Origin of the sequence: Listeria immobilis, assembly GCF_014322765.1 — a bacterium.
Lineage (GTDB): Bacteria > Bacillota > Bacilli > Lactobacillales > Listeriaceae > Listeria > Listeria immobilis.
In genome coordinates this window covers 1-24812 of sequence record NZ_JAASTZ010000006.1, presented here as the reverse complement: position 1 = coordinate 24812, position 24812 = coordinate 1, and the positions used below count along the sequence as shown (strand labels likewise).

Here is a 24812-nt window from a genome sequence, read left to right as displayed (position 1 = left end):
TACTTGAATTATTGATATTTTAGTGAATATTTCGCCACATTTTAAAAAAGCAATCCCTTTCAACTAGGATTACTTTTTTCAGGCTATTTATTTAACCAAGAAAATAATTTTACATCTTGGTATTCAGTCCCAATTTTCTCATAATCTTGAAGTAGCCCTTCTTCTTGAAAACCCAGTTTTTCAAGCAAACTAATGGATGCTTCATTTCGGGGGTCCACTTTTGCTTCCATTCGATGCAAATTAAATGATTCTATTCCCCATTTCATCAAGGATTGTACCGCTTCTGTTGCATAACCATGCTTCCAAAAACGCATTCCCAAATCATAAGCAATTTCTGCACGCTGGTTCTCATGATCAATATAATTAAAACCACAAGTACCAATAATTTCTCCCGTTGCTTGTAAAATAATAAACAACGGAGTGCTTTACCTTCTATTTCTAACTGTCTAAGCATCCGTATCATTTCTTCCACTGGCTGTAAACTTTGGAAAGGCTCAATATTCATATATCTAGTCACTGAATCATCGGACCAATAACCAAATAAAATTTCCGTATCTGCTAAAGTCATTTCACTTAAAAAAAGTCGTTCTGTTTTTACCATTTGCTTTCGATTTTCCATAGGATAACCTCCGACCAATTAATAAAAAGAGCTTATCAAATCCCATCGCTAAAGTAAAATGTTTCACGTGAAACATTTTATTTATAAACAACCTCAAACTCTTCACAAACAACAAGAACATCTTCGTTAAAATCTATTCCAAGTTCAACCGACTCATTTGTGAAAAAATCAGTATGTACTTTTCGCCAATATTCAAGTGTTCTGTCCCCTTCACCTTCTAAATAAGCAAATCTCTCAGAAACTTCATTAAATGGCATAATTGTTACATCCACTAGTTTTATTATCCCCATCGCCTCTTCTTCGCCATCTAAAATAACAACATAAGAACCAACAGATGGCATTGTTTCTCCACCTTGGTCATACCAATAAAACAAGCTGCTAGTTCCTGTTTTTGTGCCCGCCATTACAAGTTCCCCAAGTTCATTTGCCATTTCAGCTGAATCTCCAAATGCCCATGCCTCAAATTTATTTGAAACTTCCCGATTTTTTGCTCGATAGTCTTGCCACATTTTATTTACTGAATCTTTATACTTTTCCACCTAAATTTCCTCCTAAAAAAAGACCGAGGTTCCTGAAAACCCCAGTCTAAAACTTTATTTTCTTACGGGTTTAATCACAATATAACGATAAGGATCTCGACCTTCAGAATGTGTTTCAATTTGTTCATTTTCACTTAAAATAGCATGAATTATTTTTCTTTCAAAAGAAGGCATTGGCTCCAAATGAACCGCACGCTTCGTTTTAACAGCTTTATCTGCCATTTTATTAGCTAAAAGTGCTAAAGTTTCATGACGTCGTTCTCGGTAATCACCAACATTAACAATAATATTTTTGTATTGACTAGTAGTTTTATTTGCAATTAATTGGGTTAAATATTGAAGCGCATTAAGTGTTTGACCGTGTTTCCCAATCAACATACCTAAGCTTTCTCCTTTAATTTGTAACTTCACATCTTTACCAGCTTCTTCTACATCAATGGTAATTTCAGCGCCCATTTTTGTTGCAACATCTAAAAGATAATCAATTGCTACTTGAATTCCATCTTCTTTTTCAATTACTTTTACCATGGCTAATCTGGAGCCAATTCCGAAAATACCTTTTTTACCTTCATCAAGAATCTCTACTTCCACTTTATCACGTGTCGTTTCTAGACTAGTAAGGGCATTTTGAATGGCTTCTTCGACCGTTGAACCTTGTGCTGTTAAATCTCTCACTTTCTTTTCTTACCTCCTTTTTTGGAAGCTTTCATGTTCGCCGCTTTTTTCTTTAAACGTTCTTCTTCTAGTTGAGCAGCAGCAAGTGCCTCCTGTTCGCGTTTATTTTTAAAAGGATTATTAATTAAAAGTGTTTGGAATACGGTGAATATGTTACCGATAATCCAGTAAAGTGCAAGTGCAGATGGTAAAGTGATACCCATAAATAGAATCATTACTGGCATAATGTAAATAATCATTGCCATTGATTTATTTTGCTGTGTTTGTCCCATCATTGAAATTTTTGATGATGCAAAGGTTGTTAATGCTGCGATAATTGGTAAAATATAGTACGGATCCGGGCTACCTAATTGCATCCATAAGAAGGTATCTGTCTTAATTTCTGCTGTTCTACTAATTGCTTGATAAAAACCTAATAAAATAGGCATTTGAATTAGTAATGGTAAACAACCCATCATTGGATTTACGCTATTTTCTTGATATAGACGCATTGTTTCTTGTTGTAATTTTTGTTTTGTTTCATTATCTTTAGATGCATATTTCGTTTGTAACTCTTTGATTTTTGGTTGTAAGTTGGTCATGGCTTTTTGGCTCTTCAGTTGTTTCACCATTAAAGGCATGATTAGTAGTCGAATTAAAATCGTAACAACGATAATTCCGACAGCATAACTTCCCCCAAATAAATCAGAGAACCAAGTAATAACCCAAGATAATGGAAAGACAATATAATGACTCCAAAATCCTGTTGAATCTTTTGTAATAGGATCCGTTGAATAGCCACAACCCGAAAGTACAGCCATTAATCCAATTACCAGACTTGCGATGAGCAATTTCTGTTTGAATCGCTTTTTCTTCTTCAAATTGATGTAACCTCCCATTTCGCCTTTTTCAAATTTCCACTCATTTTGAATTGTTTGTTTTTTGTTTTAAAACACGTCCTACTTTTAAAACATGTATCAAACTTTTCTTTACTTCATGAAAATCCATATTGGCCGCCGGTTTTCTGGCGATGATAATATATTCATTTTCAGGGTTAATCTGCTCTTCTAGTTCATGAAAAGATTGTCTTATGTAACGTTTTATTCTATTGCGACAGACAGCGTTTCCAATTTTTTTACTAACCGATAGACCAATCCGAAAATGATCCTTGCCTTCTTGCTTTAAAGTATAAACAACAAATTGACGGTTAGCAAAAGATTTTCCTCTTCGGAATACTTTTTGAAAATCGTCATTTTTTTTAATTCTATATTTTTTTTTCATATATTCTCCATCTTCTAACATATCTTAATATCAGGCTGTTTGACTCAGTCGTTTCTTACTATCTCAAAAAAAAAACCACTGAGTCGTTTTCAGTGGTCTACGCAGATAAAACTTTTCTTCCTTTACGACGACGACTTGCTAAAACTCTACGTCCGTTTTTAGTACTCATACGCGTACGGAAACCATGTACTTTTTTTCTTTTACGTTTACTTGGTTGATATGTTCTTTTCATTAATTACACCTCCCATAAAAGGGTCCAATCGAATTTATCTATTAGACAGTCTTAGATATTGTACGTGAACTAGTCTTTTTTGTCAATACTACTTAGACGAATTGCTATTTAGACTCCGCTCATTATCATATCATATTTTTAAAGCGAGAAACACTATTTTTCAAAATTTATTGTGTTAAATAAAGATATTTTTCTCTACTAGTATCCGGAATAACAATTTTTCTTCCGGAAACCTCTACTAAATACCTTGCAAACTCCCCTATTTTCTCAAACTCAGCTGGATATTCAAATTTTAACTTTTTATCAATTAAATAGTTATCTACATAATGACTTGTTTCTGGTTGAAAAGATAATAACCCTTCTATAAAACGAATTACTTTGGTGAATTTCGGAATCTCACTTTCTTCTTCCAGATCTGTAAAATGAAAAAACATTGTATGAATATGATTTTTCTTAATATTTACTGCAAAAGCTTCTTTATCAATATTACTTCTTGCAAATACTGTAAAATCATCAATTTTGGCTGGCCCGCGTTTATCATAAATTAACAAATAACCAAATACATCTTCAATATTGTCGTTTTGAATGACACGATAAAATTCTATATCTCTTGTTTTCAAAAGTCGTTGAAATATCATTTTACACAACCTCATCTTTTTCTCATTTTTTTCTTTTCTGTTACATAGTTTAACACATTGTCACAATGAAATCTTTTCCTAGAAGGTGTGGATAACTACCTGTTTTAGGCTTTTTATTGTGGATAACACTATATTTGAGTGCTACTTTATACACAATAAGTGGTAACTTACACACAATGACTTGTGGATAATTAAATCTAACAATTTCGTTACAGTTTTCTTTACACACAAGTTATACACAAGTTAACTGGCTGTGGACAACCGTTTTTCACATCTGGACAATTTTGTGGATAAATTTGGTAAGTCCTTGCTATCAGAGTGATTTTCTGATATTATAATTCCTGTCGAATAGAAATTTAGCTGGGGAAAAATAAAGTTATCCACAATACATTTTCGCTTTGTGGATAATTTTTTAACAGTCATTGGATAACCTTATCCACGGCTTTTTCTATCTGTGGATAACTTTAAAACATCCATTTACATTACATAACAAAGGGGGGATACTGGTGCAATCAATTGAAGACATCTGGCAGGAAACACTGCAAATTGTCAAAAAAAATATGAGTAAACCAAGTTACGATACATGGATGAAATCAACAACGGCTCATTCATTAGAAGGTAACACGTTTATTATTTCAGCGCCCAATAATTTTGTTCGCGATTGGCTAGAAAAAAGCTATACACAATTTATCGCTAACATTTTACAAGAAATAACTGGTCGCTTATTTGATGTCCGCTTTATTGATGGGGAGCAGGAAGAGAACTTTGAATACACTGTGATAAAACCGAGTCCAGCACTTGATGAAGATGGTATTGAAATTGGTAAACATATGCTTAATCCGCGTTATGTTTTTGATACTTTTGTCATTGGTTCTGGAAATAGGTTTGCACATGCAGCATCACTTGCCGTAGCCGAAGCACCAGCAAAAGCATATAATCCACTCTTCATTTATGGAGGAGTAGGTCTTGGAAAAACACATTTAATGCACGCAGTTGGTCACTATGTTCAACAACATAAAGATAATGCTAAAGTAATGTACCTTTCTAGTGAAAAATTTACCAATGAGTTTATTAGCTCAATTCGAGATAATAAAACCGAAGAATTTCGTACAAAATATCGTAATGTCGATGTTTTACTTATTGATGATATTCAATTTTTAGCTGGTAAAGAAGGAACACAGGAAGAATTTTTCCATACTTTTAATACACTTTATGATGAACAAAAACAAATTATTATCTCCAGTGATCGACCACCAAAAGAAATTCCAACATTGGAAGATCGACTTAGATCTCGCTTTGAATGGGGCTTAATCACTGATATTACGCCACCAGACTTAGAAACGCGGATTGCTATTTTGCGTAAAAAAGCAAAAGCAGATGGCCTTGATATTCCAAATGAAGTCATGCTTTACATTGCAAACCAAATTGATTCAAATATTCGCGAGCTAGAAGGCGCACTTATTCGAGTAGTTGCTTATTCTTCACTTGTTAATAAAGACATCACTGCTGGTCTTGCAGCGGAAGCACTAAAAGATATTATTCCCTCTTCTAAATCACAAGTTATTACAATTAGTGGTATACAAGAAACAGTGGGCGAATATTTCCATGTTCGTTTGGAAGATTTTAAAGCAAAAAAACGGACGAAAAGTATTGCTTTCCCGCGCCAAATTGCTATGTATCTTTCCAGAGAGCTTACCGATGCTTCTTTACCAAAAATTGGTGATGAATTTGGAGGGCGCGATCATACAACCGTCATCCATGCACACGAAAAAATATCACAACTACTAAAAACCGACCAAGTGTTGAAAAATGACCTTGCTGAAATTGAAAAAAATTTAAGAAAAGCACAAAATATGTTTTAATAGACCTGTGTACAATGTGGATAACTGAAACATACTTACCCACAAGTTATCAACATGTGGAAAACTTTATGTTGCATGGCTTAAAACCTACTTATCCACAAATCCACAGCGCCTATTACTATTACTACGATTTTTTATTAATTAATTAAAGGTTTTTGAGGATTTACAAAATATATAAAAATGGGGGATACTCATGAAATTTGTTATTGAGCGTGATCGTCTTGTCCAAGCAGTCAATGAAGTTACTCGTGCCATCTCTGCAAGAACAACGATTCCAATTCTAACGGGGATAAAAATAGTTGTAAATGATGAAGGAGTTACATTAACAGGTAGTGATTCCGATATTTCCATCGAAGCATTTATTCCATTAATTGAAAATGATGAAGTAATTGTAGAAGTAGAAAGTTTTGGAGGAATTGTTCTTCAATCCAAATACTTTGGTGATATTGTTCGTCGTTTGCCAGAAGAAAATGTAGAAATTGAAGTTACAACAAATTATCAAACCAACATTAGTTCTGGTCAAGCATCCTTTACACTAAATGGTTTGGATCCAATGGAATATCCTAAGTTACCAGAAGTAACAGATGGTAAAAATATTAAAATTCCAATTAATGTACTTAAAAATATTATTAGACAAACTGTATTTGCAGTTTCTGCTATTGAAGTTCGCCCTGTTCTTACTGGTGTGAACTGGATTATTAAAGAAAATAAACTTAGTGCAGTTGCAACAGATAGTCACCGCCTTGCATTACGTGAAATTCCTCTAGAAACAGACATTGATGAAGAATATAACATTGTTATTCCAGGAAAAAGCTTAGCAGAACTAAATAAAATTTTAGATGATGCAAGTGAATCTATTGAAATGACACTAGCTAATAATCAAATCCTTTTTAAATTAAAAGATTTATTATTCTATTCTCGTTTACTTGAAGGTAGTTATCCAGATACATCGCGTTTAATTCCTACAGATACGAAATCTGAATTAGTTATTAATTCCAAAGCATTTTTACAAGCGATTGATCGTGCTTCCCTACTTGCTCGCGAAAATCGTAATAATGTAATCAAATTAATGACCCTTGAAAATGGTCAAGTGGAAGTTTCTTCTAATTCCCCTGAAGTTGGAAATGTTTCAGAAAATGTTTTCAGTCAAAGTTTCACAGGAGAAGAAATTAAAATATCTTTTAACGGTAAATATATGATGGATGCTTTACGTGCTTTCGAAGGTGATGATATTCAAATTTCCTTCTCAGGTACAATGAGACCATTTGTACTTCGACCGAAAGATGCTACTAATCCAAATGAAATTTTACAACTAATCACGCCGGTTAGAACTTACTAATCTTGCAAAAAGAAGCAAATCCGTCTTGGTTTCAAGGCGGATTTTTTTGTTATAGTACAGGTTTTGAATAACAATGTATATTTATGCAAATGGAGGTAGTACTTAACATGATGAAGGATATGACAACAGGTAATCCAACAAAATTAATCTTTTTATTTGCGATGCCCATGTTGATTGGAAACTTATTCCAACAATTTTATACGATGATTGATGCGGTTATTGTTGGTAAATTTGTTAGTGTTGATGCACTAGCAGCTGTTGGAGCGACAAACTCAGTCAATTTTTTTATGGTTTCTTTGATAATTGGACTTATGAGCGGAATTTCTGTTGTAGTTGCTCAATATTTTGGTTTTAAAGATTACAATCGCTTAAAAGATGTTATAGCTACTGCAACCTATGCGGTGGTTTTTTCGGCAATTATTTTAACGATTGCGGGTGTTTTTTTAGCAAAACCACTACTTATTTTACTTAGAACACCAGCAAATATTTTGGATGATTCTTCTATATTTTTGACTACATTATTTATCGGCATTTTACCAATGAGCTTATATAACGGAATGGCAGCAATTCTTCGGGCACTTGGAAATTCGATTACCCCACTGCTTTTTTTGATTTTATCTTCTTTAATGAATATTGCACTTGATTTTCTTTTTGTAGTACATATGCATATGGGTGTTCAGGGAGCTGCTATTGCTACTGTTCTATCCCAATCCGTTGCCGCAGTTTTAGTTATTTATTACGCCTATCGTCATGTGCCGTTTATGCGAATAGAACGAGAAAAATTCAAACTTTCTCCGCCACTTTTAAAAGAGATGGTTCGAATTGGACTTCCTTCTGGCTTGCAAGGATCATTTATATCTATTGGAAATATGGCACTTCAAAGCTTAATTAATGGTTTTGGTTCTTCTGTTGTAGCAGCCTATACTGCAGCAAGTCGAATTGATTCTCTTACATATCAACCTGGAATTGCTTTTGGCGCGGCTTCCTCTACTTTTGCTGGTCAAAATATTGGAGCAGGAAAAATAGACCGAGTTCGTGAAGGTTTTTGGTCAGGAATTAAGGTTGTAACGATAATTAGTGTGGTAATTACTATTTTAGTTCAACTTTTTGCACGGCAGTTTTTATTGTTGTTTGTGGATGCAGGAGAAACAGAAGTAATTGATATTGGTGTGAGTTATCTGTTAATAGTCTCCCTTTTCTATGTGGTTGTGGGTGTATTATTTGTTGTGCGGGAAACTTTACGCGGTACTGGAGATGCTATGGTTCCTTTAGCCATGGGGATTTTTGAACTTGTTTCTAGATTGGTCATTGGTTTTATATTATCCCTTTATATTGGTTATATTGGTCTTTGGTGGGCTACACCAGTTGCGTGGATTACAGCAACAATGCTTGGTGTTTGGAGATATAGAACAGGTGCTTGGAAGAAAAAAGCAGTTATTCGGCGAAAATAGCTGATTTTAGTCAAAAACGTCTCAGAAGCTCATATTTTATTTTTTTTAATAAATAATATCCCCCTATTAGTTTTATTAAAAAAAGCTGAAAAACGAATATATGAAAATATTCTTTGTATTATTGGCAAAACTTTAGTAAAATAAAAGGTAGTGATAAAAAAAGATTGGGCGTGAAATTTTTGGCTGAAACAGTAAAGATAAATAGTGAGTTCGTAACGCTTGGTCAACTTTTACAAATGATTGATGTAGTTTCAACTGGCGGAATGGCGAAAGTGTACCTAAGTGAAAATACAATTTATGTCAATGGAGAGCAAGATAATCGTCGGGGGAAAAAGCTTCGTAATGGCGATGTAGTCCTGGTTCCTGGAATTGGCAAAGTAAAAATTGAACAAGGGAAATAGCTGATGCATTTAGAAAGCATTGTTTTAAGAAATTTCCGTAATTATGAAAACTTAGAACTAGAATTTTCCCCATCTGTAAATGTTTTTCTTGGAGAGAATGCACAAGGTAAGACGAACCTTTTAGAAGCTGTGTTAATGTTAGCTCTTGCAAAATCACATCGGACAACTAATGATAAAGACTTTATTATGTGGGAAAAAGAAGAAGCTAAGATGGAAGGTCGGATAGTGAAACGCGGACAGACAGTGCCACTAGAACTTGCCATTACTCAAAAAGGTAAGCGAGCAAAAGTAAATCATTTGGAACAAAAGAAACTTAGCCAGTATGTTGGTAATTTAAATGTGGTTATTTTCGCTCCAGAAGATTTATCTCTTGTAAAAGGTGCTCCAGGAGTCAGACGACGTTTTTTGAATATGGAAATAGGGCAAATGCAGCCAATTTATTTGCATAATCTAAGTGAATATCAGCGGATTTTACAACAACGAAATCAATATTTAAAGATGTTACAAATGAAACGTAAAGTAGATCCAATTTTGCTTGATATTTTAACGGAGCAATTTGCGGATGTTGCTATTAATTTAACAAAAAGAAGAGCTGATTTCATTAAAAAATTAGAAGCTTATGCGGCACCTATTCATACCAAAATTTCGCGAGGATTAGAAACACTTAAAATCGAGTATAAAGCTTCCGTTTCGCTTAATGGTGATGATCCTGAAGTATGGAAAGCTGACCTACTCCAAAAAATGGAATCAATTAAACAAAGAGAAATCGACCGTGGTGTCACGCTTATTGGACCACATCGGGATGATTCTCTGTTTTATATTAATGGACAAAATGTGCAAGATTTCGGTTCACAAGGACAGCAGCGTACGACAGCTCTTTCAATAAAATTAGCTGAAATTGATCTTATTCATGAAGAAACTGGTGAATATCCAGTCTTACTTCTTGATGATGTCTTAAGTGAACTAGATGATTATCGTCAATCGCATTTACTTGGAGCAATCGAAGGAAAAGTACAAACCTTTGTAACAACAACAAGTATCAGCGGAATTGATCATGATACGCTTAAACAAGCAACCACTTTTCAGGTGGAAAAAGGTACAGTAAAAAAATCCTAAACTAGGTTAATATAATTTGATGAAAAAGAAAGTGCGGTGGAATAATTAATGTCAGAAGAAAATATTACGAATGTACATGAAAATGCTTCAGATTATAACGAAGATCAAATCCAAGTACTCGAAGGCTTAGAGGCTGTTAGAAAAAGACCTGGTATGTACATTGGTTCTACTAGTCAACGTGGACTCCATCACCTTGTATGGGAAATTGTAGATAATGCAATTGATGAAGCGCTTGCTGGTTTTTGTACAGAAATTGAAATTACTATTGAAGCTGATAACAGCATTACCGTTCGCGATAACGGACGCGGAATTCCAACTGGGATTAATGAAAAAATTGGTCGTCCAACTGTTGAAGTTATTTTTACAGTTTTACACGCTGGTGGTAAATTTGGTGGCGGCGGATATAAAGTATCTGGTGGGCTTCACGGGGTTGGTGCATCAGTAGTTAATGCCCTTTCAACATCGCTTGAAGTATATGTTCACCGTGAAGGTCAAAAATATTACCAACGTTTTGAACGTGGTGATGTTGCTATGGATATGGAAGAACAAGGTGAAACAGACTACCGTGGAACAATAGTGCATTTTACTCCTGATCCACAAATTTTCACAGAAACAACGGAATTCGATTTTGATACACTTCGCACGCGGACTAGAGAACTTGCTTTTCTAAATCGTGGTTTAACTATTTCAATTGAGGACAAACGTGAAGAACACAAAGTTCGTAAAGAATTTCATTATGAAGGCGGAATTCGTTCATACGTCGAGCATTTAAATAAAGCAAAAGATGTTATTCATGAGCCACCTATTTATTTGGAAGGTGAACGTGATGACATTATGGTTGAAATTTCAATGCAATATAACACTGGATTCTCAAGCAATATCATTTCATTTGCTAACAATATTCACACCTATGAAGGTGGAACACATGAATCTGGCTTTAAAACAGCATTGACTCGAGTTATCAATGATTATGCACGTCGTAATAAAGTATTTAAAGATAGTGATGATAATCTTTCAGGTGAAGATGTTCGTGAAGGACTAACAGCAATTATTTCGATTAAACATCCAGATCCACAGTTTGAAGGACAAACAAAAACAAAACTTGGAAATTCAGAAGCTCGTTCTATCACAGATAAGCTATTTTCTGAGGCTTTAAATAAATTTATGATGGAAAACCCAGATGTTGCTAGAAAAATCGTTGAGAAAGGCGTGGTGGCTTCTCGTGCGCGTCTAGCTGCTAAGCGTGCCCGTGAAGTTGCTCGTAAAAGTAGTGGCCTTGAAATTTCTAGTTTACCTGGTAAGTTAGCAGATTGTTCATCACGTAATCCTGAAATTAGTGAACTTTACATTGTTGAGGGTGACTCAGCCGGTGGTTCTGCTAAACAAGGTCGTGATCGTTTATTCCAAGCGATTTTGCCGATTCGTGGTAAGATTTTAAATGTGGAAAAAGCACGTTTAGACCGTATTTTAGCTAACGAAGAAATTCGAACTATTTTTACTGCTATGGGTACTGGTTTTGGTGGAGATTTTGATGTTTCAAAAGCACGTTATCACAAACTAATTATTATGACAGATGCTGATGTTGATGGTGCGCATATTCGTACATTGCTGTTAACATTATTTTATCGGTATATGCGTCCACTTCTTGATGCTGGTTATATTTACATTGCTCAACCACCACTTTATCAAATTAAACATGGTAAACAAGTGGAGTATGTCTATAGTGATGGACAGCTAGAAGATTATCTTGCATCGCTTGATAAAGACACTAAATTCAGCATTCAACGTTATAAAGGTCTTGGAGAAATGAATCCAGAACAACTTTGGGATACAACAATGAATCCAGAGCATCGGACATTGCTTCAGGTAAACATTAAAGACGCTATTGATGCCGATGAAACTTTTGAAATGTTGATGGGTGACCGCGTGGAACCTCGTCGTAAGTTCATTGAAGAAAATGCGCAATATGTTAAAAACTTGGATGTTTAATAAATATTTCCCGGGTAATAAATTTAGTTATTGATTGTTTTTAAAAGGTTTGAACTAGCTTCAGCCTTACTTTTGAAAGGGAGGTTTCTCTAACAATGGCAGAAACACCAAATCAACGAATAACAGAGATAAACTTAAATAAAGAAATGCGGACTTCATTTTTAGACTATGCGATGAGTGTAATTGTTGCCCGTGCTCTACCAGATGTTCGTGACGGATTAAAACCAGTTCATCGTCGTATTTTATATGCGATGAATGACTTAGGTATGACTTCTGATAAAGCGTATAAGAAATCAGCACGTATTGTAGGGGAAGTTATTGGTAAGTATCACCCCCACGGCGATACAGCTGTTTATTTTACAATGGTACGGATGGCACAAGATTTTAGTTATCGGAATATGCTTGTTGACGGACATGGTAACTTTGGTTCGGTCGATGGCGATATGGCAGCAGCAATGCGTTATACAGAAGCACGGATGTCTAAAATTTCAATGGAACTACTTCGTGATATTAATAAAGATACAATTGACTATGCGGATAACTATGACGGTTCAGAACGTGAGCCAATTATTTTACCAGCACGTTTCCCAAACTTACTTGTCAATGGATCTTCAGGTATTGCAGTTGGTATGGCAACAAACATCCCTACCCATCATCTTGGTGAAGTAATTGACGGTGTTTTGGCACTTAGTAATGATCCAGATATAAGCATTCGTGAATTAATGGAGTATATTCCAGGACCTGATTTCCCTACTGCTGGAATGATTATGGGACGTAGCGGAATTCGTCGAGCTTATGAAAGCGGACGTGGTTCCATTACAGTTCGTGGTCGTGTGGATATTGAAGAAAAGAAAAATGGTAAAGAAACAATTGTTATTACAGAAATCCCCTATCAAGTAAATAAAGCACGTCTAGTTGAGCGTATTGCAGAACTTGCACGTGAGAAAAAAATTGATGGAATTACATCTTTAAATGACGAGTCTGACCGTTCGGGAATGCGTATTGCTATCGAAGTTCGACGTGATATTAGTGCTAGTGTTATCGTCAATAATTTATTTAAAATGACTGCACTACAAACAACTTTTGGGATTAATATGCTTGCACTAGTAGATAATCATCCAAAAGTGCTGAATTTAAAAGAAATTCTTTATTATTATTTAGAACATCAAAAAGTAGTTATACGTCGCCGTACGGAATTTGAACTTCGTAAAGCAGAAGCGCGTGCTCATATCCTGGAAGGGTTACGAATTGCGCTTGACAACATTGATGCGATTATTAAATTAATTCGTGGATCAAAAACATCAGATATTGCAAAAGAAGGTTTGATGACACAATTTAAGCTTTCAGATAAACAAGCTCAAGCTATTTTAGATATGCGTTTGCAACGTTTAACTGGTTTAGAACGCGAAAAAATTGAAGAAGAATATCAAAACTTAGTAGCATTAATTAATGATTTAAAAGCTATTTTGGCTGATGATGAACGTATTCTTGAAATTATTCGTGAAGAGTTAGAAGAAATTAAACTTAAATATGCGGATAAACGTCGTACAGAAATTTTAGCTGGAGATTTAGTCAGCTTGGAAGACGAAGATTTAATCCCAGAAGAAGAAGTAGCGATTACTTTGACAAAACGTGGTTATATCAAGCGTTTACCATTATCAACTTATCGTAGTCAACGTCGTGGTGGTCGTGGTATTCAAGGTATGTCTACACATGAAGATGATTTTGTAGAACATCTTGTTGCAACGAGCACACATGATACACTACTATTCTTTACAAATACAGGGAAAGTTTACCGTTCGAAAGGTTATGAAGTACCTGAATATGGACGTACAGCGAAAGGTATTCCAATCATTAACTTACTTGGAATAGAAAGTCAAGAACAAGTAAATGCAGTTATTAACCTATCTGAATTCACAGATGATAGCTACCTTTTCTTTACAACGAAACATGGTGTCGTGAAACGTACAACCCTTTCTCAATTTGCGAAAATTCGTCAAAGTGGTCTGCGTGCTGTAGAACTCCGTGAAAATGACGAATTGATTTCTGTTCAAATGACTGATGGCTCTAAAAACATGATTATCGCAACGAAACATGGCCAATCAATCTATTTCTCAGAAGAAAACATTCGTGTAATGGGTCGTACAGCTGCCGGAGTACGTGGTATTAGACTTCGTGAAGACGATGAAGTTATCGGTATGGAAGTACTAGAAGATAATGAAAAAGTGTTAGTTGTAACTGAAAAAGGTTACGGAAAACAAACACCAGCTTCTCAGTATCCGCTTCGTAATCGTGGTGGTATGGGTGTTAAAACCGTTACAATCACAGAGAAAAACGGAAACCTTGTAGCAATGAAGACAGTTACAGGTGAAGAAGATTTAATGCTGATGACAGTAAGTGGTGTATTAATTCGTTTTGAAATTGATACCGTATCACAAACTGGCCGTAGCGCAATGGGCGTAAAACTAATTCGTTTGGATGAAAATGAAAAAGTTGCTACTGTAGCGAAAGTACCAAAAGAAGAAGAATTAGAACATGAGGAAGAAATCGACGAAACACTTATCACACAAGTACCTGATGAAAGTTTTGAAGATGCTCCTGGAAGTGACATAGAAGAATAGAAATAAGGCTGGAAAACAATCTAATTTTTGAATTAGAATGATTTTCCAGCTTTTTTAGTGGTTAAAAGCGCAATTTAATTATAAATTATGTATAATATCTGTATTACGTCTAAAAAAGGAAGAGTTGTAACTATGCGCAAACTGATTCAATTTCTTGTTATAGTAGTTGTTTTAACATTAGTGGAATATCTTTTAATTACTCAAGCGGCTACTCTATTTTTAATTTCGAGTATACTTATTCAATTGTGTGGGGTTGTTATTGCTATTAGATTGTTGTTATTTGACCAACGAAATACTAGCTCAAAAGTTGCTTGGATAGCTGTTATTTTTGTATTGCCAGTGCTTGGAACGATTAGTTATCTAGTATTTGGTCGAAATCCTGCGACACGAATATTTACCACAGCTCAAATAACAGAAACAGAAAAACTAATTGAAGCGATTCATGCAATTCCAAATAATATCGATGAGAAATTACCGAGATTATCAAAAAGAATTGCACATTTAACATCTATTGAACCAATCAAAGGAAATAAAATAGAAATCTTAACAAATGGTGAAGAAACTTTTCCCGTGCTTTTAGATGCACTAAAAAAAGCAGAAGATCATATTCATATTCAATACTATATTTTTAAAACAGATGAGATTTCTACAGAGATTCGTGATATTTTAGTAGAAAGAGCAAAAGCCGGCGTTGAAGTTCGGTTTATGTTTGATGGGCTGGGCTCAAGCAAACTGAAAAAAGATTTTTTAAAACCCTTAGTAGATGCAGGTGTTGAGATACATCCATTTGATCCAGTTACTTCACCATGGATTGTACGGACAGCGAATTTAAGAAATCACCGAAAAATTGTTGTGATTGATGGACAAATTGGTTTTACAGGTGGTCTTAACATTGGAGAAGAATATCGCTCCAATACACCAGATTTTCGCGTTTGGCGTGATACACATATTAAAATTACAGGACAAGCAGTTATTGAATTACAAGAGTCTTTCCTTAATGACTGGGTTTATATGGAAAATAAAAAAGCTGCAGCAGATAAATTTATTAGTGAAACAGGATTAAAGCAATATTTTTCACCAGTTGATATGGGAGATGATTGGGCTCAGGTTATTTATGGTGGTCCTTATGACAAAGAAAAATGGGTTCGTGATTCCATGCTTGATTTAATTGACTCTGCAAAAGAATATGTTTGGATAGTATCGCCTTATTTTGTACCAGACGAGGAGTCGCTAGCAGTTATTCGTAGAGTTGCAATGAGTGGTGTTGATGTACGAGTAATTATCCCAGGAAAAGGTGATCGAGGAATATCTTTTCACGGGAGTAATGCATATGTGAAAACAATGATTGAAGCAGGGGCAAAAATGTATGCTTATCAAGATGACTCTTTTGTTCATGCAAAAGCAATGTTAGTAGATGGAACACATGCAGCAGTCGGAACAGCCAATTTTGATGTACGGAGTTTTAGATTAAACCATGAATTAATGGTTTTCTTATATGATGAAAGTGAAGCAATTCATCATTTAAAACGTGATTTTAAGAAAGATTTTGATGATAGTAGATTATTTACAATGAAAGATATGGAAGAAAAAACATTAAAAACTCGAATAAAAGAAGTGCTTTCCAGTTTATTATCGCCAATTTTATAATTTAGGAGTGGAAAAATGAGTGGAGATTTAAAACTTAGGCCGCTTGAACGCGAAGATTTAAAATTTGTTCATCGGTTAAATAATGATGCGAAAATAATGTCTTACTGGTTTGAAGAGCCATATGAAGCATTTGTCGAACTTCAAGAGCTATATGATAAGCACATTCACGATCAATCAGAGCGCCGTTTTATTTTAGAATTAGATGGTCAAATGGTTGGATTAGTCGAATTGATGGAAATTGATTATATTCACCGAAGAACGGAATTTCAAATTATTATTGATCCTAAGTTTCAAGGTCATGGTTATGCAGTATCCGCCACAAAGCTTGCAATGAAATATGCTTTTTATGTATTAAATATGCATAAATTATATTTAGTTGTCGATAAAGTAAATGAAAAAGCAATTCATGTTTACGAAAAAGTTGGTTTTATTCGTGAGGGCGAATTAATTGATGAATTTTTTGTTGATGGAACTTACCATGATGCAATTCGGATGTGTCTGTTTCAGCACCAATATAAAGAAATGGATAAGTAAATTATTGATTGGCACTGGAAAAGTTAGTGCCAGTCATTGTTTTGGCTTTAAAAAAGTTCTATAATAAGGTTTTAGTGAAAAAATTATGGTATCATGAAGTATTAAAAGTAGTATTATTTAGATGGAGAAAGGATTGGCGCACATTGGCTACAGGCATTGGGACAGCTAAAATGATATTATGCGGAGAACATGCAGTTGTATACGGAGAACCGGCGATTTCAGTCCCATTTACACAAGCAGTAGTAACTACAAATGTGGAAGCTTCTATAAAAACTAAATTTTCTTCGGCATTTTTTTCAGGGGATTTAGAAGATATGCCTGATTTTTTATTGGGAATTAAAGCACTAGTTGTGGATGTTCTAAAAGAAATAGGTCAAGGCGAAAATGTATCTATTCATGTGACTTCGGGAGTTCCAATTGGTCGAGGTTTAGGTTCGAGTGCAGCAGTAGCAACAAGTATTGCACGTGGCCTATATAAATATTTCAAAAGAGAGTTAGAAAGTAAAAAACTACTTTCCATTGTTAACACAGCGGAAAAAATTGCACACGGGAATGCAAGTGGTGTAGATGCAATTACTGTTGTTAGTGAAAAGCCAGTTTGGTATGAACGCGATAGAAAATTAGAAATTATGCACTTTTCTAAAAAAATTACCTTTGTAGTAGCTGATACAGGAGTTCCAAGTGAAACAAGAGCTGCTGTTGCAGATGTCCAGAAACTATATCAAAAAAATCAAGCTGAGATTGGCCAAATAATTCGTGCACTCGGAAATATTTCCCGGGAAATAAAGACTTATTTAGAAGGAAATGCGGATACTATAAAAATTGGTGATGCAATGAATCGAGCACAAAATTATTTGGAGACTTTAACAGTTAGTGATAGTAGTTTAGAAAATTTAATTAAAGTTGCTAGAAATAATGGAGCTGATGGAGCTAAACTTACTGGCGGTGGCAGAGGTGGTTGTATTATTGCTGTAGCCAAAAACCAAGAAATCGCTGAAAAAATAACAAAAGCACTTCATAAAGCTGGTGCTGCACAAGAATGGATTTTTACGATAGGAGAAGGTAGTTATGAGAGCGACAGCCATTGCACACACGAATGTGGCGCTAATTAAATACTGGGGAAAACGCGATGAACAGCTGATTCTACCTGCAAATAGTAGTTTATCCTTCACTGTAGACAAATTTTATACAAAAACAACAGTAGAATGGGACGAAAATTTAAAACAAGATAGATTTATTTTAAATGGAGAACAAAAAACGGACGCGAAAGTAACCCGTTTTATTGATAAAATGCGTGAAGAATTTGGTTTGACAGCAAAAGCATTGATAACCTCTGAAAATCATGTTCCAACTGCAGCAGGTCTTGCATCATCAGCTTCAGCATTTGCCGCTTTAGCGCTTGCTGGTTCGAGTGCTGCGGGCAGAAATGACACACAACAATATATTTCAAAATTAGCCCGTTTCGGCTCTGGATCAGCTTCTCGCTCCGTTTATGGCGATTTTGTTATTTGGGAAAAAGGCGAACTAGCAGATGGTAGTGATTCTTTTGCCGTTCCTTTTACAAAAAAATTAAGTGATAAAATGTCCATGGTTATCGCTGTAGTTTCTGACAAAGAGAAGAAAGTTTCTAGTCGTGACGGAATGCGCTTAACTGTTGAGACTTCTCCTTTCTTTAATGATTGGGTTGCCGCTGCTGAGACAGATTTGAAAGAAATGAAACAAGCTATTTTAGACGAAGACTTCATCAAAGTAGGCGAAATTACCGAGCGCAATGGGATGAAAATGCATGCGACAACACTTGGAGCAGAACCACCATTCACTTATTTTCAGCCGTCTTCGCTTAACGTAATGGATGCTGTTAGAGAACTTCGAGCAGAAGGTATACCAGCCTATTTTACTATGGATGCTGGGCCGAATGTTAAGGTTATTTGTGAGCGTCAAAATGAGAAAATCGTTGCAGAAAAGTTGTCGGGACTAGCCAAAAACATTCTAATTTGTCATGCCGGTAAGGAAGCGAGTGGTGTATCAGATGAAAACTAAACTACAAGTTAAAATACCTGGAAAATTATATGTTGCTGGCGAATATGCCGTTGTGGAATCGGGGCATACGGCTATTTTGACTGCTGTTAATCGTTATATAACATTAACTTTAGAGGACAGTGAGCGAAATGAATTATGGATTCCGCATTATGAAAATCCTGTTTCTTGGCCAGTTGGCGGGGAACTTAAACCAGACGGAGAACATTGGACTTTTACAGCGGAAGCCATCAATATTGCAACTACTTTTCTAAAATCAGAAGGAATAGAATTAACACCAGTCAAAATGGTGATTGAAACAGAATTAATAGATAAGTCAGGCGCTAAATATGGATTAGGTTCAAGTGCAGCAGCAACCGTGGCGGTAATCAATGCACTAATGAAAAAATTCCACCCAGAAATATCCATGCTAAAAAAATTCAAATTAGCTGCCTTATCACATTTAGTTGTTCAAGGTAATGGTTCTTGTGGTGATATTGCTTCCTGTATGTATGGTGGATGGATTGCTTATACAACTTTTGATCAAGAATGGGTGAAACATCGGTTAGCTTATAAATCACTTGAATGGTTTATGAAAGAACCTTGGCCGCTTCTTGAAATTGAAACTTTAGAAGAACCAATACCTACTTTTTCAGTTGGTTGGACTGGAACACCTGTAAGCACAGGAAAATTAGTATCACAAATTCATGCATTTAAACAAGAAGATAACAAAAACTATCAGCAATTTTTAACAAGAAACAACCAAATTATGAAACAAATTATTCAAGCTTTTCATACAAAAGATGAGGAACTGCTTTATTCCGCTATAAAGGAAAATCGCCGTATCCTTCAAGATTTGGGAACAAAAGCAGGAGTCAATATTGAAACAAGCTTATTAGAACAATTAGCCGATTCAGCTGAAAAAAATGGCGGAGCTGGAAAATCTTCTGGTTCAGGTGGCGGAGATTGCGGAATAGCTTTTTCAAAAACACCAGAATTAGCAGAAAAACTCGTTCATAACTGGGAAAAACTAGGTATTAAGCATTTACCTTTCCATACAGGCAAAGTGCAAATAACGGAATAAATGAAGACAGTAGACAAAGATATTTTGTTTACTGTTTTTTTGTTTTAAATTTCACAATCAAGGGAATAGAGAATAGAATAAAAGTTTGTGAAATATTTAATATATCAAGTTTTTGAACTAAGGTATTAAATCAGATATAATGAGTTAGAGTATGAACATAGTGATTCTAAAAATGCTAACCAATTTTAAAAAAGTTTGTGAGTTTTTTTAAGAAACAATAAAATAACAGCATTTTTTCAGTTACATAGGAGTTGTAAAAAAGCTTCTTTCAGCACTCCAGGAATGGTATTTTTGCGCAAAAATACACATTAGAAAACATCAAAAGGAAAAGAGGGGATTCGAGTGTCAAAGTTACTTAAATCTTTGCTACTCACAGCAATGCTTGGGGTTACCGGCTTGATAAGTGGTTGTGGCGATTTGACAGTACTTAATCCAAAGGGACCAGTTGCAAAAGGTCAGTCGGACTTAATTATTTATTCGATTATATTTATGCTGGTTATTGTACTAACGATTTTTGTATTGTTTACGATTATGCTAGTTAAATATCGTGAACGAAAAGACATTTCAAACTATGAGCCGGATATGCATGGTAGTAAAAAACTGGAAATTTTTTGGACATTAATTCCAGTTGCTATCGTTATTGCACTGGCTATTCCGACTGTAAAAACAATTTATGCAGGGGAAGAAGCGCCAAAAGTGACTTCGCATAAAGATCCAATTGTTATTTATGCAACAAGTGCAGACTGGAAATGGATTTTTAGTTATCCAGATGAGTCCATCGAAACGGTTAACTACGTAAATATTCCAACAGATCGTCCAGTACTGTTCAAATTAACTTCCGCAGATACAATGACAAGTTTTTGGGTGCCTCAATTGGGTGGTCAAAAATATGCAATGTCTGGAATGACGATGAATTTATATTTACAAGCGGATGAAGTTGGTACATACAAAGGGCGTAATGCCAATTTCAATGGTGAAGGTTTTGCAGATCAGCGCTTTGATGTAGTGGCGCAATCTGAATCAGACTTTAAAAAATGGGCAAAAGAAACAAAAGCAAATTCACCAGTTATCACACAAGACATCTATGACCGTCTTTTAATGCCTGAAAGCTCTAAGAAAAAAACTTATTCTGGCACGCATTTAGCATTTGTTGATGTTGCTGCTGATCCAGAGTACGTTTTCTATGCTTATAAACGTTTTGGATATGAAATGACAAATCCACATAATCCAAATACAAAATCAACCATTTCTGATGAGCCGCTTCTACCTGTTCGTCCTGTTACCGTGACTAATCCTCAATTTGAGCGCCACGATATGGAGCCACAAATTATTAAAAATGGTGAGGGTTACCACGAGGATAAACACCGTGAGGACGAAATGAAGAAAATGGAAGAAGACATCCAAACAAATGAATTCAATAAAAAAGAATCGGATGACGCAGGGAACTAAAAGGGGGGACATAAGGCATGAAATGGAATGAGTTTATCGTAACCGGCGACCCGATGATCCTAGGTGCACAGATATCTATTGTGCTTGCTAGTGTTGGTATCGTTGTGTTACTAACTTACACTAAAAAATGGAAATGGCTCATGAAAGAGTGGATTTCCTCTGTTGATCATAAAAAAATTGGTATTATGTATTTACTTGCTGCGGTTTTAATGTTTTTCCGCGGTGGTGTGGATGCGCTGATGATGCGTACCCAGCTCGCTTTACCGGATATGAAATTTTTAGATGCACAGCATTACAATGAAGTGTTTTCTACGCACGGAACTATTATGATTTTATTTATGGCAATGCCGTTTATTATTGGTCTTATGAACATTGCAGTACCACTTCAAATTGGTGCACGTGATGTGGCATTTCCGTTTTTAAATAACTTAAGTTTTTGGACATTCTTTATGGGTGCGATGCTATTTAACTTATCATTTGTAATTGGTGGTTCGCCAGACGCTGGTTGGACAAACTATGCGCCACTAGCCACAGATTTTAGTGCTGGATATGGAATTAACTTCTACCTTCTAGGGGTTCAAATCGCGGGTATTGGGACACTAATGACGGGGATTAACTTTTTCGTTACGATTTTACGAATGCGTACAAAAGGTATGACTTTAATGAAAATGCCAATGTTTACTTGGTCTTCATTAATTACAAGTTTAATTATTATTTTCGCTTTCCCAGTTTTAACAGTGGCACTTGCATTAATGTCATTTGACCGATTGTTTGGGACTGCATTCTTCACACTCACGAACGGAGGGCTCCCGATGATGTGGGCCAATTTATTCTGGGTTTGGGGGCATCCAGAAGTGTATATCGTAATTTTACCGGCATTTGGTATTTTTTCCGAAATCATTTCTACGTTCTCCAGGAAAAAACTATTTGGTTATCCGGCGATGGTTGCTGCGATGGCTGTTATTTCTTTACTAAGTTTCCTGGTTTGGGTCCATCACTTCTTCACGATGGGATCAGGAGCGCTTGTTAACTCCTTCTTCTCTATTACCACGATGATGATTGCGATACCAACCGGGATTAAGATATTCAACTGGTTATTTACGATGTATAAAGGACGAATAACCTTCACAACCCCAATGCTTTGGTCGCTTGCTTTTATCCCTAACTTTGTTGTTGGTGGGGTAACTGGGGTTATGCTTGCGATGGCTGCGGCCGACTATCAATATCACAATACGTATTTCTTAGTTTCGCATTTCCATTATGTATTAATTGCTGGAACCGTGTTCTCCTGTTTTGCTGGGCTTACATACTGGTATCCAAAAATGGTCGGTTACAGATTAAATGAAAAAATTGGTAAATGGTTCTTCTGGATTTTCGTTGTTGGATTTAATGTTTGTTTCTTCCCGCAATATTTCCTAGGACTTGATGGTATGCCTCGTCGTATCTACACTTACGTACAAGGTGATGGCTGGACAACACTTAACTTTATTTCCACAGTCGGTGGCTTCTTAATGGGTGTAGCATTCTTGGTTCTTTGTTATAACATTTATTACAGTTATAAAAATTCGAAACGAGAAGTTACTGGTGACCCTTGGAATGCACGTACACTTGAATGGGCTACAAGTTCTGCTGTTCCGCCAAAATATAACTTCGCTGTTTTACCAGAATGGAATGATTTGGATGATTTCTGGAATAGAAAACAAAAAGGCGATCCATATGTGAATGATAAAAATTATAAACCAATTCATATGCCGAGCAACACAATGGTCGGGTTTGTAATGTCCGTCTTCTTCTTCATTGCTGGCTTTGGTTTAGTATTCTACTGGTATTGGTTAGCAATTATTGGTCTGATTGGAATTTTAGGTTGTATGGTTTATCGTTCATTCCAAAATAATGATGGTTACCACGTTGAAGTGGATGAAATTAAAGCAACAGAAGAACATAATGCGCGCGAACTTGCGACTGGTGTAAAGGAGGGTAATCCATGGAATCTGTAGAAACAAATAAAAATCTGCCCATTGAATATAGGTCAGAACAAGGTCGATTAAATATTCTTGGTTTCTGGATTTTCCTTGGCGCCGAAATTGCTTTGTTTGCCACTCTTTTTGCTACTTACTTTGTTATGAGAAAAGCTGGTTCTAATGCGGGTCATCCGCCAGCTGAAATGTTTGAGCTGTGGTTAGTATTAATTATGACATTTTTACTTTTAACAAGTAGTTTTACTTGTGGTCTCGCGATTGGTGAGATGCGTAAAGGCAATGTGAAAATGTTGACGATTTACTCAATTATTACGCTGATTCTAGGTGCAGGCTTTGTTGGTTTTGAACTTTATGAATTTGCACACTATGTAACGGAAGGCGTAACAATGCAAATCGGTTCTTACTGGTCAGCATTTTTCGTTCTACTAGGGACACACGGACTTCACGTAACTGTTGGGATTTTCTGGATTAGTTTTATTTTAATTCAAATTAAAATGCATGGTTTGACGCCAAAAACAGCATCAAAAGTATTTATTTCCAGTTTATACTGGCATTTCCTTGATGTTGTGTGGATTTTCATTTTCACCGGTGTCTACTTGTTTGGGATGGTGAATTAATATGGCGCAAAATAATAAATCAAATGCAGCTCATGCTGAAGGTGGCATTCCGTGGAAACACATTGTTGGCTTTGCGTTATCAATTATTTTAACGCTACTAGCTGTCTGGGTAGCTCTTTACTCTACACTAACCACCAATGTAAAGGTAGTAATCATTTTCATCTTTGCGTTCATTCAGGCCGCTCTACAGCTCCTAATGTTCATGCATATGACAGAAGGCCGCGATGGAAAAATTCAAATTGGAAATATTTTATTCGCAGCATTTATTGCAATTGTCGTTGTTATTGGTTCTTATTGGGTAATGGAAATTGGTCATATGAATCATTTAATGTAGGAAAATTAAATAAGAGGAAAAAACCAAGTCCATGTAGTGCGCCCCTAAAGTTAGACCAAAAAATCTAACTTTAGAGGCGTATTTTAATTGGCTAAATATGATGATGGATTTAAGAGGAAAGTAGTGGAAGCTTACCAAAACGGCGAAGGTGGTTATGGCACATTCGCTCAACGCTTTGGTATATCACATTTTTCTCTGGTTAGAAAATGGGTGAAGATTGTAGAGGCATGGGGGTTTGAAGCATTACAAAGGCGAAGAACCAAACAACATTACACTTCCCAATTCAAGCAAAATATCCTACACTATTACTTAAATAGCGGTGACTCTTACCTAGATGTTGCCTTGCAGTATGGTTTGCCTTCAGGGGATTTACTTCAAAGTTGGCACCAAAAATTTCTGCGAGAAGGCAT

23 protein-coding genes and 1 pseudogene are annotated in these 24812 nt (G+C 35.6%); 17 read left to right on the top strand and 7 right to left on the bottom strand.

Translation table 11 applies throughout. The annotated features are described in order from the left end of the window. Positions 1-83: 83 nt before the first annotated feature. The 7 genes and pseudogenes from HCJ50_RS05735 to HCJ50_RS05705 form a co-directional block, all read right to left on the bottom strand. Positions 84-619 (bottom strand): annotated as a pseudogene (locus HCJ50_RS05735) (GNAT family N-acetyltransferase). Positions 620-696: 77 nt separating this feature from the next. Continuing rightward, positions 697-1158 (bottom strand): ASCH domain-containing protein, encoded by a 462-nt coding sequence (locus HCJ50_RS05730; RefSeq protein WP_185344296.1) that lies wholly within the window; start codon positions 1156-1158, stop codon positions 697-699. 54 nt (positions 1159-1212) lie between these two features. After that, complete coding sequence (gene jag / locus HCJ50_RS05725; protein ID WP_185344298.1) at positions 1213-1833, bottom strand: RNA-binding cell elongation regulator Jag/EloR; 621 nt, start codon at positions 1831-1833, stop codon at positions 1213-1215. Next, entirely contained in the window at positions 1830-2693 is an 864-nt protein-coding gene (gene yidC / locus HCJ50_RS05720; RefSeq protein ID WP_185344300.1) for a membrane protein insertase YidC, read from the bottom strand. The genes jag and yidC overlap by 4 nt, the downstream gene beginning before the upstream one ends. A 40-nt stretch (positions 2694-2733) precedes the next feature. Further along, positions 2734-3093: a ribonuclease P protein component gene (rnpA, locus tag HCJ50_RS05715; RefSeq protein ID WP_185344302.1), complete on the bottom strand. Its 360-nt coding sequence runs from the start codon at positions 3091-3093 to the stop codon at positions 2734-2736. Positions 3094-3190: 97 nt separating this feature from the next. Next, entirely contained in the window at positions 3191-3325 is a 135-nt protein-coding gene (rpmH, locus tag HCJ50_RS05710; protein WP_003718062.1) for a 50S ribosomal protein L34, read from the bottom strand. A gap of 167 nt (positions 3326-3492) precedes the next feature. Further along, complete coding sequence (locus tag HCJ50_RS05705) at positions 3493-3963, bottom strand: hypothetical protein (protein ID WP_185344304.1); 471 nt, start codon at positions 3961-3963, stop codon at positions 3493-3495. A gap of 506 nt (positions 3964-4469) precedes the next feature. Between HCJ50_RS05705 and dnaA the strand changes: the two genes are divergently transcribed. The 17 genes from dnaA to HCJ50_RS05620 form a co-directional block, all read left to right on the top strand. Next, positions 4470-5825 (top strand): chromosomal replication initiator protein DnaA, encoded by a 1356-nt coding sequence (dnaA, locus tag HCJ50_RS05700; protein WP_012984572.1) that lies wholly within the window; start codon positions 4470-4472, stop codon positions 5823-5825. Positions 5826-6018: 193 nt separating this feature from the next. Then, positions 6019-7164 carry a DNA polymerase III subunit beta gene (gene dnaN, locus HCJ50_RS05695; RefSeq protein ID WP_185344306.1) on the top strand — a complete coding sequence of 382 codons (1146 nt, stop codon included), beginning with the start codon at positions 6019-6021 and terminating at the stop codon, positions 7162-7164. A gap of 107 nt (positions 7165-7271) precedes the next feature. After that, complete coding sequence (locus HCJ50_RS05690) at positions 7272-8615, top strand: MATE family efflux transporter (RefSeq protein WP_185344308.1); 1344 nt, start codon at positions 7272-7274, stop codon at positions 8613-8615. 179 nt (positions 8616-8794) lie between these two features. Continuing rightward, positions 8795-9016 (top strand): S4 domain-containing protein YaaA, encoded by a 222-nt coding sequence (gene yaaA, locus HCJ50_RS05685; RefSeq protein WP_185380429.1) that lies wholly within the window; start codon positions 8795-8797, stop codon positions 9014-9016. Between the two features lie 3 nt (positions 9017-9019). Further along, positions 9020-10132, top strand: coding sequence for a DNA replication/repair protein RecF (gene recF / locus HCJ50_RS05680; protein ID WP_185344310.1), 1113 nt, complete (start codon positions 9020-9022; stop codon positions 10130-10132). Positions 10133-10180: 48 nt separating this feature from the next. Continuing rightward, the gene (gene gyrB, locus HCJ50_RS05675; protein ID WP_185344312.1) at positions 10181-12121 is read left to right on the top strand and encodes a DNA topoisomerase (ATP-hydrolyzing) subunit B; all 1941 of its coding nucleotides are present in this window, start codon (positions 10181-10183) and stop codon (positions 12119-12121) included. 95 nt (positions 12122-12216) lie between these two features. Beyond that, complete coding sequence (gene gyrA / locus HCJ50_RS05670) at positions 12217-14742, top strand: DNA gyrase subunit A (protein ID WP_185344314.1); 2526 nt, start codon at positions 12217-12219, stop codon at positions 14740-14742. A 132-nt stretch (positions 14743-14874) separates the two neighbouring features. Continuing rightward, on the top strand, positions 14875-16389 hold the full coding sequence (cls, locus tag HCJ50_RS05665; protein ID WP_185380430.1) for a cardiolipin synthase: 1515 nt from the start codon (positions 14875-14877) through the stop codon (positions 16387-16389). A gap of 15 nt (positions 16390-16404) precedes the next feature. After that, complete coding sequence (speG, locus tag HCJ50_RS05660) at positions 16405-16923, top strand: spermidine N1-acetyltransferase (protein ID WP_185344318.1); 519 nt, start codon at positions 16405-16407, stop codon at positions 16921-16923. Between the two features lie 143 nt (positions 16924-17066). Further along, positions 17067-18035, top strand: a complete 969-nt coding sequence (gene mvk / locus HCJ50_RS05655) for a mevalonate kinase (protein ID WP_185380492.1) — start codon at positions 17067-17069, stop codon at positions 18033-18035. Then, the gene (gene mvaD / locus HCJ50_RS05650) at positions 17992-18963 is read left to right on the top strand and encodes a diphosphomevalonate decarboxylase (RefSeq protein ID WP_185344320.1); all 972 of its coding nucleotides are present in this window, start codon (positions 17992-17994) and stop codon (positions 18961-18963) included. The genes mvk and mvaD overlap by 44 nt, the downstream gene beginning before the upstream one ends. Next, entirely contained in the window at positions 18944-20023 is a 1080-nt protein-coding gene (locus HCJ50_RS05645; protein ID WP_185380431.1) for a phosphomevalonate kinase, read from the top strand. The genes mvaD and HCJ50_RS05645 overlap by 20 nt, the downstream gene beginning before the upstream one ends. Positions 20024-20365: 342 nt before the next feature. Beyond that, the gene (gene qoxA, locus HCJ50_RS05640; protein ID WP_185344324.1) at positions 20366-21472 is read left to right on the top strand and encodes a cytochrome aa3 quinol oxidase subunit II; all 1107 of its coding nucleotides are present in this window, start codon (positions 20366-20368) and stop codon (positions 21470-21472) included. 17 nt (positions 21473-21489) lie between these two features. Then, positions 21490-23469 carry a cytochrome aa3 quinol oxidase subunit I gene (gene qoxB, locus HCJ50_RS05635; RefSeq protein ID WP_185380432.1) on the top strand — a complete coding sequence of 660 codons (1980 nt, stop codon included), beginning with the start codon at positions 21490-21492 and terminating at the stop codon, positions 23467-23469. Continuing rightward, positions 23457-24068: a cytochrome aa3 quinol oxidase subunit III gene (gene qoxC, locus HCJ50_RS05630; RefSeq protein ID WP_185344328.1), complete on the top strand. Its 612-nt coding sequence runs from the start codon at positions 23457-23459 to the stop codon at positions 24066-24068. Before qoxB ends, qoxC begins: the two co-directional genes overlap by 13 nt. A 1-nt stretch (position 24069) precedes the next feature. Further along, on the top strand, positions 24070-24402 hold the full coding sequence (gene qoxD / locus HCJ50_RS05625; RefSeq protein ID WP_014091592.1) for a cytochrome aa3 quinol oxidase subunit IV: 333 nt from the start codon (positions 24070-24072) through the stop codon (positions 24400-24402). An 87-nt stretch (positions 24403-24489) separates the two neighbouring features. Continuing rightward, the coding region (locus tag HCJ50_RS05620) for a helix-turn-helix domain-containing protein (protein WP_185395638.1) at positions 24490-24812 on the top strand (323 nt) is incomplete at its 3' end.